Here is a 17,260-nt window from a genome sequence, read left to right on the forward strand (position 1 = left end):
CCTATCCCAGATATGCGGTCGCCAGCAGGTCGGACAGGGCGCGGATGCGGGCGGCGACGTCGGCGAGCTGCGCGCTGTCGAGTTCGTCCGTCCCTGCGGTGGCGACATCGGCGCATAGCCGCACGACGGCCCGTTCCAGCGCCGTGAGCGGCGCGTCCGGCCCCGATCCCGGCAGCGCATCTATATGCGCGTCGAGCTGCCGAAGCTGGAACAGCACCGCCCGGGGGTTGAGCGGGTCGAGCGCCAGCAGGTCGATCACCGTGTCGCGGTTGGTAGCGACGGCGAAGCGGCGCCGGTGCGACATGACGCTGTCGCCGATCTCGACGAGCACGTCGAGCGCCCCTTCGGGTGCGGCAGGCTCGGCGAACCACGCCAGCGCGTCGACCATGGCCAGCGCCCGCTCCAGCGCGCGGCCCATGCTCAGGAAGCGCCAGCCCATCGACTGATACATGTTCTCGTGCACAAGGCCAGAGAAGCCGTTGATCTTGCGCAGCAGCACGCCCGTCATGCGCGCGGCGTCGGCGCCTGGCTCCGCGCGCGGCACGGCCTTGCGCAGGGTGCGGTCGAGGTCGTTGAGCGCCATCCAGCCATCAACGGAAAAGCGCTCGCGCACCTGCCCGGCGGCCGCGAGCGCGGAACCGACGGCGGCAGAGAGGCCCTGCGGAATGCCGCCGTCCGGCGGCGCGCCATAGATGCGCAGAAAGGCAGCCAGATGCCGCAGCAGCGCCGATTCCGGCAGGCCGGTCTCCACCAGGCGCACATGCCACGCGCGCAGCAGCCGGATGACGAACTCGGCCCGTTCGACATAGCGCCCCAGCCAGAACAGGTTTTCGGCGGCGCGTGAGGGCAGGTATGGCGTGGTGCGCTGCGCGCCGACCGTGGCCGAGGCGAGGAGCGTCTGCCTGTCGGCCGTGCCACGGCTCATCACCCACACATCCGCCGCCGCCCCGCCCCGCTGCATGGCGAGCGCCGCCGGATCGCCGGAGGCGCCGATGCGGGCGAAGCCGCCGGGCATCACGGCCCATCCCTCCTCCGTGCGCGCCAGAAACATGCGCAGCCCGAGCCGGCGCGGCCGCAGCCTGCCGTCGACGAACGCCGGCGTGGTCGACAGGGCCGCGGTCTCGTGCTCCAGGGTGCTGGCGAGCAGCAGCGGCTCGCCACGCAGCGTCTCGCAGATGCGCGGCAACAGCGCCGAAAAGCCGGGCATCTCGACAGCGCCCGAGCCCAGCGCGTTGACCATCGTCACACCGCCCCGCCGCACCGTGCTGACCAGGCCCGGCACGCCGATGCGCGATGCGTCGTTCAGCTCAAGCGGGTCCGTCCAGTCCGCATCGATGCGCCGCCACAGAACGGAGACGGGCTGCAGGCCGGAAATGGTGCGCACCATCACCCGCCCGTCGCGCACGGCGAGGTCCTCGCCCTCGACCAGCAGGAAGCCGAGGTAGCGGGCGATGTAGGCGTGCTCGAAGTAGGTTTCGTTGTGCCGCCCCGGCGTGAGGATGGCGATGCGGCCGCCATCGTTGCCCCGCTGCGCCTGCAACGCCTCGCGGAAGGCGCGGAAGAAGCCGGCCAGCCGATGCACGGGCGCGCGGGTGTAGATGTCCGAAAAGACGTGCGCCGTCGCTATGCGTGTCTCCAGCACGAAGCCGGCGCCTGATGGCGCCTGCGTGCGGTCCGCGAGCACGCGCCAGGCGCCGTCCGCCCCGCGTCCGAGATCGAAGGCCACGAAATGCAGGTAATGGCCGGACCGCGGCCGGACACCGGCGAGCGGGCGCAGCCATTCGGGGTTGCGCGCCACCAGCGTTGGCGGCAGCAGGCCTTCCGCGACGAGCCGGTTGCCGTCGTAAAGATCGGCCAGCACGGCTTCGAGCAGGTCGGCGCGCTGCTTCAGCCCCCGCGCGACGTGCTCCCATTCCGCCTCGTCGACCAGCACCGGGAAGTGGCTCAGCGGCCAGTCGCGCTCGACGGAGCCCTCGGCGCCGTACTGGCGGTGGAACATGCCAGTCTCGCGCACGTAGAGGTCGCCGCGCTCCATCCGCTGGGCGCGCTCCTGCGCGCTCATCCGCGCGATCCGGGACAGGAAGTCCCTCCAGATCGGACGCACCTCGCCGCGCCCGTCCAGCATCTCGTCCGGCACGCCCGGCTCGGGGCGGTAATGACGCAGCAGGCCGGCGAGGGGCTCCGGCGACGGATCGGTCAAAGCATCGGTCATGACGTCTTTCATGGGTTCCGGCAGACGTTTGCCGGCAAGTCTTGATCAGTCATGAGGCAGTCCTTCAGCGGGATGGAAACGATTACGCCCATTGAAGGAAAAGCAAGGTGCATGCCAGCGCCGGAGGCGCCCGTTTCCCGCCCTCACGAGCGCGGAAGGCGTGTTTCGCTGGCGCGCGAACGGGCAGAGGTCGGCCGATGCCTAGAAATAAGGCGGATCGGGAATGGCCATGTGCGCCGCCCTGAGCGCGGCAGACCAGCGGTCGCTGAGATCGCGGAAATAGGGATCGTCCGTCTCCACCCGGCGGGTCGTCTCGGGCGTGAGCGCGCCGCGCCGCACGGTGACGAGATCGAGCGGCAGTCCGACGCCGATGTTCGACCGTAAGGTCGAGTCCATCGAGATCAGGCCGAGCTTCAGCGCTTCGTGCAGGCCGGTGCCGAAAGTGATCGAGCGGTCGAGGATCGGCTTGCCGTATTTGTGCTCGCCGATTTGCAGGAAGGGAGTGTCCGGCCCGCATTCGATGAAGTTGCCGGCAGCGTAGACCATGAACAGGCGCATGTCCTCGCCGGCGACCTGACCGCCGAGCAGGAACGTGACATCGGCCGCGACATGGGCTCTGGCGAGCGCCGCGCCGAGTTCCGCGTTGAGCGTCTGGATAGCGCGGCCGACGAGCTGCGCGGCGCGGAACATGGATGGCGCGTCGATCAGGCGCTCGCGCTCACCCGTCTCGGGGTGGGGCAGGCCCTCTTCCAGCAGGCTGATCACCGACTGCGAAATGGACAGGTTGCCGGCGGTGGCGACCGCGATGACCTTCGCGCCCGGCACGGAGAACAGGCGCAGCTTGCGATAGGTGGAGACGTTGTCGAGGCCCGCGTTGGTGCGCGTGTCGGCGATCATCACCAGCCCGTCATCCACGCATATGCCGACGCAATAGGTCATCCCTGTCCGCTCCGAATCTGTCCCTGCGTTCTGATAGATGGCGGCGCACGTCATGCAAAGGGGTTTCCGTCCTGCGGGATGTTCAGGAGAGCAGATACTGGCGGGCGATGCCGTCGCCGAGCGCGTGGTTGCGGCCGATGAAACCGGTGACGAACTCGTGCAACCCCTCCTGGAAGACGCTCTCCATGCAGGAGGCCCGGAGATGGGTGAGCGTCGCCCCGGCAAGGCGCTGGCACTCTCCCTGCTGGCCATACGTCTCGGCGATCAGGTCGAAATGGCGCACGAGCGCTTCGTAGCAGCTCGCCAGCGAGCGCGGCATCTGGCGGTTGAGGATCAGGAGGTCGGCGATGAGCCACGGCTTGACGCTCTCCCGGTATACCCAGTGATAGGCCGTCAGCGCCGAGACCTCGCGCAGGATGGTGGTCCACTGGAAGTAGTCGAGCCCGCCGCCCACGGTTTCGTTGACGGGCAGCAACAGGTGATACTTGACGTCGAGAATGCGGGCGGTGTTGTCGGCGCGCTCGATGGCGCCGCCGATGCGGGTGAAGTAATAGGCGTCGTTGCGCAGCATGGTGCGATGCGCCGCGCCCTCGAACATCTGCGTGACGCCCTTCACCCAGGCGATGAAACGGGCGATCTCGTCGCGGTCCATGTCCTGCCGCGTGCTGCCCTTCAGCTCCAGCCACGCATCGTTGATCACCTCCCACATCTCGCTGGTCAGGGCGGTACGCACGGCGCGGGCGTTGTTGCGCGCTATCATCAGGCAATTGCTGATGGATGACGGATTGCCGGGGTTGAAGGCGATGAAATCCCGCACCGTCCATTCATCGACGCGGTCGTAGAGGCTCCTGAACAGGTTCGCGCCGCCTGTCGAGGCAATGGCGCCCTCCCACGCATTGCTGGCGCCGGCATAACTCGCGGGCAGCGACGTGAGCCGCGTGCAGGCGTCGAGAATACGGGCCTGAAAATCGGCCCGTTCGAGGTATCGGGCGCTCCAGTATATATTATCTGCCGTTCTCGATAGCATTATGACCCCCTGACGATGGAATTATTATATTATATAATAATTAAAAAATATACTTTTTTATAAAATAAAGGAGAAACGAATAATTATTTCTGATTATTTATTTTTAATTTAAGTTATTCATTCATCCGGCGCCGGTCAATTCTCCAGCACCCACGTATCCTTGGTGCCGCCGCCCTGGCTGGAATTCACGACGAGCGAGCCTTCCTTGAGCGCGACGCGCGTCAGGCCGCCCGGCACCACGCGGATGCCATCCGTTCCCGATAGCACGAATGGCCGCAGGTCGACGTGGCGCGGCGCGACACCCGAGGCGACGAAGGTTGGGCATGTGGACAGCGCCAGCGTCGGCTGGGCGATGAAGCCTTCCGGCGAGCGGCGCAGCTTCTTGCGGAACTGGTCGATCTCGCCCTGCGTCGCGCAGGGGCCGACCAGCATGCCGTAGCCGCCGGAGCCGTTCACTTCCTTCACGACGAGTTCCGACAGGTTGTCGAGCACGTAGGCAAGGGCTTCGGGCTCCCGGCAGCGCCAGGTCGGCACGTTCTTCAGCAGCGCCCCCTCGCCCGTGAAGAAGCGCACGATCTCCGGCATGTAGCTGTAGATCGCCTTGTCGTCCGCGATGCCCGTGCCGACAGCGTTCGTCAGGGTGACGTTGCCCGCGAGATAGGCGTCCATCAGCCCCGGCACGCCGAGCACCGAGTCCGGCCTGAAGGCGAGCGGGTCGAGGAAGTCGTCGTCGATGCGCCGGTAAATGACATCGACGCGCCTTGGCCCTTCCGTGGTGCGCATATAGACCGTGTCGTCGCGCACGATCAGGTCGCGCCCTTCCACGAGTTCGACGCCGAGCTTGTCGGCGAGGAACGAGTGCTCGTAGAAGGCGGAGTTGTATGGTCCCGGCGTCAGCAACGCGATGGTCGGGCAGGCCGGTGCCCCCGCCGGCGCCACGGATTGCAGCGTCGCCAGCAGCGCCTCGGGATAGACCTCCACCGGCGCGATCCGGTGGCAGGAGAAAAGCTCCGGAAACAGCCGCATCATCGCCTCGCGGTTCTCCAGCATGTAGGAGACGCCGGACGGCGTGCGGGCGTTGTCCTCCAGCACGTAGAACGCATCCTCGCCCACCCGCACGATGTCGATGCCCGCGATATGGACGTAGAGGTTGTGCGGCACCGTGCGGCCGGCCATCTTTGGCAAATAGGCGGGGTTGCTGTAGATGAGTTCGGCCGGCACGATGCCCGCCCGGATGCACTCGCCCGCGCCGTAAACATCCGCCAGAAAGGCGTTGAGCGCGGTGACCCGCTGCCGCAGCCCCCTGTCGAGCACCGCCCACTCGTCGCCTGTCAGGACGCGCGGGATGATATCGAAGGGGATGATGCGCTCGCCCGCCTCCGCCTCGCCGTAGACGGAGAAGGTGATGCCGATGCGCCTGAAGAACAGTTCCGCCTGGCTGCGGCGGATGGCGAACTGCTCGGGCGGCGTCGCGGCGAGCCAGCGCCGCAACTCGTCGTAGGGCGCGCGCGTATGGAGATCGTCACCGGGAAGGCCGTACATTTCATCGAACGCTGTCATGGCCATCGCATTCCCTCCGTTGTCGTCGCGCCGCCGAGCGCTGACGGAAGAGAGCGAAGCAAGAAGCGCGCCAGCCGTCCGGCTGCCTACCGGTCCGCAACGATCCTGACGACGGAGCCAAAAGGAACGCGGCACCTGCCCGGGATTTGGGCGGTCCGCCTGTTCAGGCAGCACCCGCGACTTTCGCGCCGCGCGGTCACTCGTCCCGAAGGGTTGGGAGGGGAGGCGGAATGTCGCTTTCCGTCTCAAGCGCGAGCAGCCATTTCTTGGTGTCGATCCCGCCGCCGAAGCCGGTGAGCGCGCCGCTGGCGCCGATGACACGATGGCACGGTACGACAATGGGCAACGGATTGGCGCCGTTGGCGGCGCCGACCGCGCGGCTCGCTGCCGGCCGGCCGATGCCTCGCGCTACTTCGCCGTAGCTGGCGGTGGTTCCCCACGGAATGCGCGTCAGTGCCTGCCAGACCTGTTTCTGAAACGGCGTGCCGACGGGTGCGAGCTGCAGGTCGAAGGCGTGCAGCTCCCTGCCGAAATAGGCGCGCAATTGCGCCCGTGCATCCATGAAGGCCGTATCGTCCCGCCGCCAGGACGCCTCCGGCGCGAACGAGCCCTTCCCGCGCGGGAAGCCGATCCGCGACAGCCTTTCCCCGTCTCCAACCAGAAGCAGGTTGCCGATGGGGCTTTCCAGAAAAGTGTAAAGGACGGTGGGCATCGGCTCGGTGGACATGGTTTGCTGAAATTGCTTTAGCGTGCGTTCTGATCGGCTGAAATCATATGATCGCCGAGCATTCGCTCAAAATCAGAAGCCAGGATCATGTCATCATTCTACAGAAACGATGACATGCCCGTCCAGGTAAATTCGCCCCCGCCGCGAAGCGGCGGGGGCGCGCATGCAAGGGCTCAGAGCGGGAAACGCAGAATGGCCGCAAGCGAGCCTTCGCCCGGGATGTCCGCGCGCCGCACGGCCAGCACCTTGCCGCCGCTGTTCAGCACCCGCACCGCGATCTCGTCGACGATACCGTAGGTGTCGGGGCCTTCCTCGCCGAACTGCACCTCGCCCGTGGCGTCGTCGACCGTGCCGTGCAGCACCTCGTCGATGTCCGCGAACAGTGTGTCGACCTGGCCGAAGGTTGCCGCCCGTGCCGCGTCGGCGACGTCGGTCGTGGCGCGCCGTTCCGCCTGACGGACGGCATAGAGCGCCTTTGCGGCCTCGATCTGCTCGGCATAATGCGCGTCGAGAATCGGGCGGGAGGCGTCCGCGAGCTGCGAGGGCGTCCAGCGGTCGGTGCTGTCGGCGATGCCCTGCGCCAGCAGGTGCGGGTAGGAGCTGACGGTGCGGTAGAGCGACGCCAGCGGCTCCGTGGCGGCGAGGATCAGCGGCTCGGAACTCCTCGACAGCAGCGGACGCAGCGCGGCATCCACCTTGCGGGAGTACTGCGTGAGCCGCGTCTTCTGCCCTTCCGAGCCATGGATGCGCTGGGAATGGGAGCGGTCGTTCAGGGTCGACTTGCCGGCGGCCGAGGCGGCGTCGCGCGGCAGGCCGTGCACGGAGACCGGCTGCGCGGGCAGGTCGGCGGACAGCTCGACCAGGCGCACGTCGTTTTCCGACAGCGACAGCACATAGGCCGCGTGCGGGAAAGTGATGGCGCGCAGAAGCGGCTTCAAATGCACGCGGTCGGAGACCTCAAGGATCTCGGAGAGCTTGTTGGCGAGGCGGAAGGTTTTCAACTGGTCGGGCGTCGCGATGACCGCAAGGCTGTTCGCCTGCTGCACCCAGAACTCGTCGTCGTCCTGCAGGTCGAGAAGCTGCTCCTCCAACGCGGCGAGGCGGCGCTTGTCGAACCCGGCGTCCCCAAGCTGGCGGCTCGCCGCCTTGATGAGATTGCCCAGCGCCACGCGGCTGGCGCCGACGTTCTGCGTCACCGGCGTCGTCGGCAGGTAGATCGAGACGACGGCATCGGCGCGCAGGGCGCTCAGGGTGCTGATGTCGGCAGGGGAGGGAATGTCGACGTAGAACAAGGTCAGTTCCTCTTGTTGGCTCATACGAGGTGGACAGCTTTTTCCGGGACGGGAAAACCAGTCAATGAGCATGAATATATTTTCCCGGATTATTTTCCAGATTTTTATTATTTTTCCTTCAACCGAATATATTGATCAGAATCAATTTTCTCGCGAACCTCTCAATATACCCGGATCGCTTTGATTCGTCTCCATTGTTTCAGCAGAATCGCGGCGTCATTGCCGATGAAATCTCCGTGGCCCCGGCGCAAGCTGGTGTCTGCACAACTGCACGCCGGTCGTTCAGATCCGTCCGTATTCAACAGTTAAGGTGGCTATATTCCAGCGTCATGATACCGTCGTTGCATGCTTTTAACTGCTCTCGACAGGCAGAATAGCCAGTCGAGGAGGATAACCCGTGCGATACATGCATAGCGTTTCTGTTCTGACAATTTCGTTGCTGATATCCGGTGCGTATCCTGCCATGGCGCAGACGGCGACCAACATCGGCGCCATCAACGCCCTGTCGCCCTTCAGCACCCTGCTGAACACACAGGCCGGGCGGGATGTGCTCGACCGCAATCTGGCGACGGCCATCGGCATCAACAACGCTTCGACCGATGCCGAGCGCGCGCAGGCGCTCAGTGACAACACCTTTGCCGGGCTGCTTCTGTCCGCCACCAACGGCCGTGTCGTTTCCGACAGCCTGGGAACGGCGTTGAACGGAGTCTTCAGCCAACAGGTCTACTTCTATCCTGATCCGAAATCGCCCTACATCGGCTACGGACTTCCCTACAACACCACGAACGTTTCGGCGGCCACGACAGGCCTGTTCTACGACGTTAACTACAACGCGGCCTTCTCCGATTCCGAAGCCGCCAAGACCTTCTTCGCGGACGGCACCGTCCATAACGAGCCCGCCCACGGTGTGACGCTGCCCGAAGGCGGGCGGTTCAACGTCTACGACCTCGCCTACAATCCGCCGGAAGAGACGCGGAACGCCATCGGCAACTCGCGTCCGTTCCAGGTGAGTTCCGGAAGCATCGAGCGCTTCAGCGGCGTCGACCTCCTCGGCCTGCCGGTCGATAGCGGCAAGGACATCCTCAACGCCAGCCTGAAGACGAGCCCCGCTTTCCCCAGCGGCCACACCACCTTCGGCTACTCGTCCGCGCTGCTGTTCGCCATGCTGGTTCCCGAGCGCTTTCAGGAAGCGCTGACGCGCGGCTCCGAGTTCGGCGACAGCCGTATCGTGCTCGGCGTCCATTATCCGCTCGACGTGATCGGCGGCCGCATCATCGCCCTGCAGAACGTCGCCCGCGCCATGCAGGAGAGCCCGGCGCTGTTCGTTGCCGCCAATGCCGATCTGCGCAAGCTGCTCGAAGGCGGCTGCGGCACTGACATCGCCACCTGCGCGGCGCGCGGCGCGCCCGACCGCTTCAGCGACAAGGCGGCGAACAAGGCCGACTTCACCTACCGCCTGACCTACGGCCTCGGCAGCGTCGGCCCCACCGATCGCGGGCCCGTGGTGCCGGAAGGCGCCGAAGTGCTGCTGTCCACGCGCTTCCCTTACCTCGATGACGGCCAGCGCCGCGACGTGCTGGCGACGACGGAACTGCCCTCTGGCGGCCCCCTCGACGACGGTTCGGGCTGGGCGCGCCTCGACCTCTTCTCCGCCGCCGACGGTTACGGCGCCTTCATGAGCAACGTGACGGTGACCATGGATGCCGCGAAGGGCGGCTTCAACGCCAGGGATTCATGGAACAACGATATCAGCGGCGCCGGCGGCCTCACCAAGGCGGGCACGGGCACGCTGGCGCTGACCGGGCAGAACACCTATAGCGGCCCGACCTACATCACCGGCGGTCTGCTGACGGTGGACGGCGCGCTTAAGAACTCGTCGGTGACCGTCGGGCGCGGCGCGGCCCTCAACGGCACGGGCTCGGCGGCGGGCCTCGCCGTCGGCAGCGGCGGCACCGTCGCGCCGGGTCATTCCATCGGCAGCTTCACCGTTTCCGGCAACGCGACGTTCTCCGCAGGCTCCTTCTATGTGGTGGACGTGAACGCGGCCGGGCTGTCGGATCATCTGGCGGTTGCCGGCAAGGCGACCATCGACGGCGGCCTGGTGCAGGTGCTGGCGGAAACCGGCAGCTACGACCCGCGCACCCGCTACACGATCCTGACGGCGAACGGCGGCGTGGCCGGCCGGTTCGAGGGCGTGACCTCGAACCTTGCCTTCCTGACGCCGTCGCTGTCCTATGGGGCGACGGATGCCTTCCTGACGCTGACGCGCAACGACATCTCCTTCGCCACCATCGCGCAGACCGCCAATCAGGCGGCGACCGCCGTGGGCGTGCAGAGCGCCGGGCCGGACAGCGCCATCTACAACGCGGTCGTCGGCCTCAGCACGCCGGAGGCGCTCGTCGCCTTCAACGCGCTCTCGGGCGAAATCCACAGCGCGGTGAAGACGGCCGCCATCGAGGACAGCCGCTTCGTACGCGATGCCGCGCTCGGCCGTCTGCGCGCGGCGCAAGACGGCGTCAACAGCGCGGCCGGCGTCGTGACCTACGATGCCAAGGACCAGCCGGTCGTCAAGGGCGCGCTGCCCGCGCCGACGCCGGCGTCCGCCAACGCGCCCTATGCGTTCTGGGGCCAGGGCTTCGGTTCGTGGGGCAAGACGGACGGCAACTTCAACGCCGGCGACATCGACCGCACGACGGGCGGCTTCTTCATCGGCGCCGACGCGCTTGTGAGCGACAACTGGCGCTTCGGCGCGCTCGCCGGCTACAGCCGCACCGAGGTCGATCTCGATGACCGCCTCTCGTCGGCGGACAGCGACAACTACCATCTCGGCCTCTACGGCGGCGGGCAGTGGAACGCTTTCTCGCTGCGCTTCGGCGGTGCCTATACGTGGCACGACGTGTCGGCGGACCGCTTCGCAACCTTCGCCGGCTTCAGCGATGGCCTGCGCGGCTCCTACGACGCTGCCACCGCGCAGGTGTTCGGCGAGGTGGGCTACCGGTTCGATGTCGGCGCTGTCTCGTTCGAGCCCTTCGCGGGTCTCGCCTATGTCAACCTGCACACGGACGGCTTCGTTGAGCGCGGTGGCGCGGCGGCGCTGTTCAGCAAGGGAGACGACACCGACGTGACCTATTCCACGCTGGGCCTGCGCCTGTCGGCGACGTTCGATCTGGGCAGTGTGAAGGCCACGGCGCGCGGCCTCGTCGGCTGGCGCCACGCCTTCGACGACATCACGCCGGAATCGACCTTCTGGTTCGGCCGGGGCAGTGCCTTCACCACGAGCAGCGTGCCCGTGGCGCGCGATGTCGCGGTGCTGGAAGCAGGCCTCGACGCCGCTGTCACCGACGCGGTGACGGTGGGCCTGTCCTATGCGGGCCAGCTTGGCGACGACACGCAGGACCACGGCTTCAAGGCCAATCTGAACTGGAAGTTCTGAGCCGACTCTCCTCCATCACTGTAACACAGAACCCCGCCCCCGGCCGCGATGGCCGGGGGCGTTGCGTATGGCGGGCAGCCGCCGATCTGTCCGCACCTGTTTTTATCAAGCAATTGCAATAATTGATGTCGACAGCCGCCGAGATGGTGCATCAACTAATTAACACAATAAGGATTCGATCCGAGGGAAGGATTAGACATTGCCGAAAATCACATATAAATTGAAACCATAAAAACGGGGCGAGGGGGAATCGGGACGTGGCAGAACGCCGGATGGCGCGCCTGTGCCCACAACAAGGGCAATGGCCTGTCATTTCATGGGGTGCCAGTTTTCGAGGCAGACGCACGGTGAGCGCAGCGCCGTTGGCGCGATTTTGCGAAGTACGAGCAGGGTGTCGGGCGCGGCCGGACCTACGGTCAGCAGCTGGCATCGCTTTTGCTTCGGAATTGGCTCCGGAGGACTGCGGCATCATCCGATCGCTGGTCACCCACGTCTGTTGAGCGTTTGAAACATGACCGGGCATTCCGGCTGGTCATGAAATGACAACAAAGGGGAACGAACCGATGGTACGTAAAACGGTGTTCGCGGCGGCTTCCGTCGCGGCGATGTTGCTTGCCGGCACGGCCTCCGCCAAGACCCTGATATACTGCTCTGAAGGGTCGCCGGAAGGCTTCGATCCCGCGCCCTACACGGCCGGCACGACGAACGACGCCTCCTCGAAGACGCTCTATAACCGTCTGGTGGAGTTCGAGAAAGGCGAGACGACCGTCGTGCCGGCGCTCGCCGAAAAGTGGGAGGTGTCGGACGACGGCCTTGAGTACACGTTTCACCTGCGCAAGGGCGTGAAGTTCCAGAAGACGTCCTTCTTCACGCCGACCCGCGAGTTCAACGCCGACGACGTGCTGTTCTCCTTCAACCGCCAGCGTCAGAAGGACAGCCCCTGGTATCAGTATACGTCCGGCGTCGCGTGGGACTATTTCGACAGCATGGACATGCCGAATCTCATCAAGGACATCGTCAAGGTGGACGATTACACGGTGAAGTTCGTTCTGACACGGCCGGATGCGCCTTTCGTCGCCAATCTGGCGATGGATTTTGCATCGATCCTGTCGAAGGAATATGCAGACAAGCTTGAGGCCGCCAACAAGAAGGCAGACATCAACCTCGCGCCGATCGGCACCGGGCCCTTCGCCTTCGTCGCCTACCAAAAGGACGCCGTCATCCGCTATGCGGCGCACCCCGATTACTGGGGCGGCAAGCAGCCGATCGACAATCTCGTCTTCGCCATCACCACCGATCCGGCCGTGCGCGTGCAGAAGTTGAAGGCAGGCGAGTGCCAGGCCGCACCCTATCCGCCGCCGGCCGACCTCGCGGGCCTGCGGGCCGATCCCAAGCTGAAGGTGGAGGAGCAGGCGGGGCTGAACATCGCCTATCTCGCCTATAACACCCGGATGGCGCCGTTCGACAGGCCCGAGGTGCGCCGTGCGCTTAACCAGGCGATCAACAAGCAGGCGATCATCGACGCCGTGTTCCAGGGTTCCGGGCAGGTGGCGAAGAACCCGATCCCGCCGACGATGTGGAGCTATAACGAAAGCACGGTGGACGACAAGTACGATCCCGAAGCCGCGAAGAAGGCGCTTGAGGCCGCCGGCGTCAAGGGCCTGAAGATGAAGGTCTGGGCGATGCCGGTGAGCCGCCCCTACATGCCCAACGCGCGCCGCACGGCCGAGCTGATCCAGGCCGATTTCGCCAAGGTGGGCGTCGGTGTCGAGATCGTCTCGATGGAATGGGGCGAATACCTCAAGAAGGCGGCGGAAGTGGACCGTGACGGCGCCGTGATCCTGGGCTGGACGGGCGACAACGGCGACCCCGACAACTTCCTCGGCGTGCTGCTGGGCTGCGCCGGCGTGGGCAACAACAACCGCGCGCAATGGTGCTACAAGCCTTTCGATGAGATCGTCCTGAAGGCCAAGACCCTTTCCGGTCAGGCCGAGCGCGCGAAGCTTTACGAGGAGGCGCAGGCGATCTTCAAGGAGCAGGCGCCGTGGGCGACGCTGGCGCATTCCACGGTCTTCCAGCCGTTGTCCACGAAGGTCAGCGGGTACAAGATGGATCCGCTCGGCTCGCACCGCTTCGACGGCGTCGATATCGCAGATTAAAGCAATTTGGGCATCAGAACCAAAAAGATGGGCCATTTCTACATCTCAACGAAGCATAGGAATGGTCTAGAGCGATTTCCGAGCACATGGAAACATCTGATCGATCAGAATTCGCTCAAAATCAGGAACCTGGAAGCTGCCCTGTTTCAACGTAAACAGGACAGATTCTAGAGCGCTTCCCGGCCAGGTGGAATTATCTGACCGGAAAGAAATCGCTTCACGGCCGGACGGCGGCATTCCGCCCGGGCCGCGTTCCGCGCGTGCTCCGTTGAGGTGTCTTCATGGTCCAGTTCATTGTCGGGCGTCTGCTTTATCTGGTGCCGACCCTGATCGGCATCACGATCGTGGCCTTCGGCTTCGTGCGGGTGCTGCCGGGCGATCCGGTGCTGCTGATGGCGGGCGAACACGGCGTCAGCCCCGAGCGCCACGCGGCACTGATGGCGCAATTCGGCTTCGACCGGCCGCTATGGGAGCAGTATCTCGATTACGTCACGGGGCTGCTGCAGGGCGACCTCGGCCAGTCCATCATCACCAAGGTGCCGATCGCCAACGAGTTTTTCTCGCTTTTCCCGGCCACGGTCGAATTGAGCGTCTGCGCGATCGTCGTCGCGATCGTCATCGGCATCCCGGCGGGGGTGCTTGCCGCCGTCAAGCGCGGATCGTGGTTCGACCAGACGTCGATGGGGATTGCCCTCGTCGGCTATTCAATGCCCATTTTCTGGTGGGGGCTGCTTCTGATCATCCTGTTTTCGGGCATTCTGCAGTGGACGCCGGTCTCCGGCCGCATCTCGCTGATCTACTTTTTCGAGCCCGTCACCGGTTTCATGCTGATCGATAGCCTGTTGTCGGGCGAGAAGGGCGCGTTTGCTTCCGCCGTCCAGCATCTCATCCTGCCGACCGTCGTGCTAGCGACGATTCCGCTCGCGGTGATCGCCCGTCAAACGCGCTCGGCGATGCTGGAGGTGCTGGGCGAGGACTACGTGCGCACGGCACGCGCCAAGGGGTTGTCGCCGCTCCGGGTGGTGGGCATGCATGCGCTGCGCAACGCCATGATTCCGGTTATCACGACCATCGGCCTGCAGGTGGGCGTGCTGCTCGCGGGCGCCATCCTGACGGAGACGATCTTCTCGTGGCCGGGGATCGGCAAGTGGCTGATCGATTCCATCTTCCGCCGCGATTATCCGGCCGTGCAGGGCGGGCTGCTGCTCGTCGCGCTGGTGGTCATGGCGGTCAACCTGACGGTCGATCTGCTCTACGGCCTTGTCAATCCCCGCATCCGTCATCGTTGAGGGCGCCGCCATGAACGACAGACCTTCCTTCGATACCGGCGCGGTTCCCGTGGCGGGAGAGGCGCCGAGGCAGCATGCGCTGGCCGGCTTCTGGTTCCATTTCAGCGAGAACCGCGGCGCCGTGGTCGGTCTCGCGATCATCGCCGCCCTCGTCCTGGTGGCGCTGTTCGCGCCGCTCATCGCCCCCCACGACCCGGGCGAACAGTTCCGGGACGCGCTGCTCGCGCCGCCGGCATGGCAGCAGGGGGGCAGTCCGCGCTTCCTGCTCGGCACCGACGCGGTGGGGCGCGACATCCTCTCCCGTCTGATCTACGGCTCGCAGTTCTCGCTCTTCGTGGGCGTGGTGGTGGTCGGCATCGCGCTTGCGGTGGGCGTGACGACCGGCCTGATCGCCGGCTATTTCGGCGGTTTCGCCGATGCGATGATCATGCGGGTGATGGATATCATCCTGTCGTTTCCCTCGCTGGTGCTGGCGATCGTCCTCGTCGCCGTGCTGGGGCCGGGGCTGACGAACGCCATGATCGCCATCGCGCTGATCCTGCAGCCGCATTTCGCGCGCCTCACCCGTGCGGCGGTGCTGGCCGAGAAGAGCCGCGAGTACGTCACGGCCGCGCGGCTCGCCGGCGCCGGGCGGTTGCGGCTGATGTTCGTCACCATCCTGCCGAACTGCCTTGCGCCGCTCATCGTGCAGGCGACGCTGTCCTTCTCCAACGCCATTCTCGATGCGGCGGCGCTCGGCTTCCTCGGCATGGGGGCGCAGCCGCCGACGCCGGAATGGGGCACGATGCTCGCGGAGGCGCGCGAGTTCATCCTGCGGGCATGGTGGGTCGTCACGTTTCCGGGCCTCGCCATCCTGATCACGGTGCTCGCCATCAACCTTGTCGGCGACGGGCTGCGCGACGCGCTCGACCCCAGACTGAAGAGGAGCTGACCGTGACGCTGCTCGAAATCAGGAATCTGACGGTTTCCTTCGATACGTCGAGAGGGCCTTTCCGCGCCGTCGACGGCATCGACCTGCATGTCGACCGCAGCGAGGTGCTCGCCATTGTCGGCGAGTCCGGCTCCGGCAAGTCGGTCGGCATGCTGGCGGTGATGGGGCTGCTGCCGCCCACCGCCACCGTGACGGCGGACCGCATGGCGTTCGACGGGCTCGACCTGCAGACGATCACGCCGAAGCAGCGGCGCCGGATCGTCGGGCGCGACATCGCCATGATCTTTCAGGAGCCGATCGCGAGCCTCAATCCGTGCTTCACCGTCGGCTTCCAGATCGGTGAGGTGCTGAGGCAGCATGCGGGCCTCGGCGGGCGGGCCAGCCGTGCGCGCACGGTGGAGCTGCTTGAGGCCGTTGGCCTCAACGACGCGCAGAAAAGGCTCGGCGCCTTTCCGCACCAGCTGTCCGGCGGGCAATGCCAGCGCGTCATGATCGCGATGGCGATCGCCTGCAATCCGCGGCTGCTGATTGCCGACGAGCCCACAACGGCGCTCGACGTCACCATCCAGAAGCAGATTCTCGACCTGCTGATGCGCCTGCAGGCCCAGCACGGCATGGGCTTGATCATGATCACCCACGACATGGGCGTCGTCGCCGAAACGGCGGACAGGGTCGTCGTGCAATACAAGGGACGCAAGATGGAGGAAGCGGACGTTCTGTCGCTGTTCGAGACGCCGAAAAATCCATATACGCGCGCCCTGCTGTCGGCCCTGCCGGAGAACGCGGCGGGCGACAGGCTGCCGACGGTCGGCAGCTTCCTCGACGGGCCGGCGGGAGGCGTATCATGACGGACGTTGCGCTCGAAGCGCGCGGCATCTGCCGCGACTATCATCTGAGCGGCGGCCTGTTCGGCGCGCCGCGCGTGCTGCACGCGGTGAAGAGCGTGAGTTTCCGACTGGCGAGAGGGAAGACGCTTGCCGTCGTCGGCGAGAGCGGTTGCGGCAAGTCGACGCTGGCGCGGATTCTCTCGCTGATCGATGCGCCGACGGCGGGTGAACTCTACATCGACGGCGCACGCATCGACATCGCGCGGGACGGGCTGACCCGCGACATGCGGCGCAAGGTGCAGATCGTGTTCCAGAACCCCTACGGTTCGCTCAACCCGCGCCAGAAGATCGGCGATGCGCTGATGGAGCCGCTGCTGCTCAACACGCCGCTGCCGGCGGCGGAGCGGCGCGAGCGCGCCATGCACATGCTGCGCAAGGTGGGCCTCGGGCCTGAGCACTTCAACCGCTATCCGCACATGTTCTCCGGCGGTCAGCGCCAGCGCGTCGCGATCGCCCGGGCGCTGATGCTGAGCCCCGGCCTTCTGGTGCTGGACGAGCCGGTGTCGGCGCTCGACCTTTCGGTACAGGCGCAGGTGCTGAACCTGCTGGCCGACCTGCAGGACGAGTTCAGCCTCACCTACGTCTTCATCAGCCACGATCTTTCGGTCGTGCGCTACATCGCCGACGAGGTGATGGTGATGTATTACGGCGAGGTCGTGGAGGCGGGCACGCGCGATGCCGTGTTTTCCGATCCGCAGCATGCCTACACGAAGAAGCTCTTCGCCGCGACGCCGCGCGCCGACGTCGCCTCGATCCGCGCTCGCGTCGAAGGCCGGCGCGGGGCGGCGGCGCAGGCGGTCTGAC

The 17,260-nt window shown here is 65.7% G+C and carries 12 protein-coding genes; 6 read left to right on the forward strand and 6 right to left on the reverse strand.

Annotation, left to right across the window (positions count from 1 at the left end):
* Nucleotide 1: 1 nt before the first annotated feature.
* The 6 genes from ACFFJ7_RS14270 to ACFFJ7_RS14295 form a co-directional block, all read right to left on the reverse strand.
* Nucleotides 2-2,212 carry a circularly permuted type 2 ATP-grasp protein gene (locus ACFFJ7_RS14270; RefSeq protein ID WP_377593174.1) on the reverse strand — a complete coding sequence of 737 codons (2,211 nt, stop codon included), beginning with the start codon at nt 2,210-2,212 and terminating at the stop codon, nt 2-4.
* A gap of 201 nt (nt 2,213-2,413) precedes the next feature.
* Nucleotides 2,414-3,151, reverse strand: coding sequence for a proteasome-type protease (locus ACFFJ7_RS14275; protein WP_166952150.1), 738 nt, complete (start codon nt 3,149-3,151; stop codon nt 2,414-2,416).
* Nucleotides 3,152-3,233: 82 nt separating this feature from the next.
* Complete coding sequence (locus tag ACFFJ7_RS14280; RefSeq protein WP_377593177.1) at nt 3,234-4,178, reverse strand: alpha-E domain-containing protein; 945 nt, start codon at nt 4,176-4,178, stop codon at nt 3,234-3,236.
* 135 nt (nt 4,179-4,313) lie between these two features.
* Complete coding sequence (locus ACFFJ7_RS14285; RefSeq protein WP_377593179.1) at nt 4,314-5,744, reverse strand: circularly permuted type 2 ATP-grasp protein; 1,431 nt, start codon at nt 5,742-5,744, stop codon at nt 4,314-4,316.
* Between the two features lie 190 nt (nt 5,745-5,934).
* A complete protein-coding gene (locus ACFFJ7_RS14290) occupies nt 5,935-6,465 on the reverse strand; it encodes a methylated-DNA--[protein]-cysteine S-methyltransferase (RefSeq protein ID WP_377593181.1) in 531 nt (176 codons plus the stop codon).
* 173 nt (nt 6,466-6,638) lie between these two features.
* Nucleotides 6,639-7,781 (reverse strand): baeRF11 domain-containing protein, encoded by a 1,143-nt coding sequence (locus ACFFJ7_RS14295; RefSeq protein WP_246225274.1) that lies wholly within the window; start codon nt 7,779-7,781, stop codon nt 6,639-6,641.
* Between the two features lie 439 nt (nt 7,782-8,220).
* Here ACFFJ7_RS14295 and ACFFJ7_RS14300 point away from each other — a divergent pair, with 439 nt between their 5' ends.
* The 6 genes from ACFFJ7_RS14300 (at nt 8,221) to ACFFJ7_RS14325 (ending at nt 17,259) form a co-directional block, all read left to right on the forward strand.
* Nucleotides 8,221-11,190 (forward strand): autotransporter domain-containing protein, encoded by a 2,970-nt coding sequence (locus ACFFJ7_RS14300; RefSeq protein WP_377593184.1) that lies wholly within the window; start codon nt 8,221-8,223, stop codon nt 11,188-11,190.
* Between the two features lie 563 nt (nt 11,191-11,753).
* Nucleotides 11,754-13,349: an ABC transporter substrate-binding protein gene (locus tag ACFFJ7_RS14305; RefSeq protein WP_377593186.1), complete on the forward strand. Its 1,596-nt coding sequence runs from the start codon at nt 11,754-11,756 to the stop codon at nt 13,347-13,349.
* A 281-nt stretch (nt 13,350-13,630) separates the two neighbouring features.
* Entirely contained in the window at nt 13,631-14,638 is a 1,008-nt protein-coding gene (locus ACFFJ7_RS14310; protein ID WP_166952134.1) for an ABC transporter permease subunit, read from the forward strand.
* Nucleotides 14,639-14,648: 10 nt separating this feature from the next.
* Nucleotides 14,649-15,569 (forward strand): ABC transporter permease subunit, encoded by a 921-nt coding sequence (locus ACFFJ7_RS14315; protein ID WP_166952131.1) that lies wholly within the window; start codon nt 14,649-14,651, stop codon nt 15,567-15,569.
* A 2-nt stretch (nt 15,570-15,571) separates the two neighbouring features.
* Complete coding sequence (locus tag ACFFJ7_RS14320; RefSeq protein ID WP_377593189.1) at nt 15,572-16,417, forward strand: ABC transporter ATP-binding protein; 846 nt, start codon at nt 15,572-15,574, stop codon at nt 16,415-16,417.
* Nucleotides 16,414-17,259 carry a dipeptide ABC transporter ATP-binding protein gene (locus ACFFJ7_RS14325; protein ID WP_377593191.1) on the forward strand — a complete coding sequence of 282 codons (846 nt, stop codon included), beginning with the start codon at nt 16,414-16,416 and terminating at the stop codon, nt 17,257-17,259. The genes ACFFJ7_RS14320 and ACFFJ7_RS14325 overlap by 4 nt, the downstream gene beginning before the upstream one ends.
* Nucleotide 17,260 lies beyond the last annotated feature (1 nt).

The sequence above is a fragment of the Pseudochelatococcus lubricantis genome (assembly GCF_042432495.1).
Lineage (GTDB): Bacteria > Pseudomonadota > Alphaproteobacteria > Rhizobiales > Beijerinckiaceae > Pseudochelatococcus > Pseudochelatococcus lubricantis.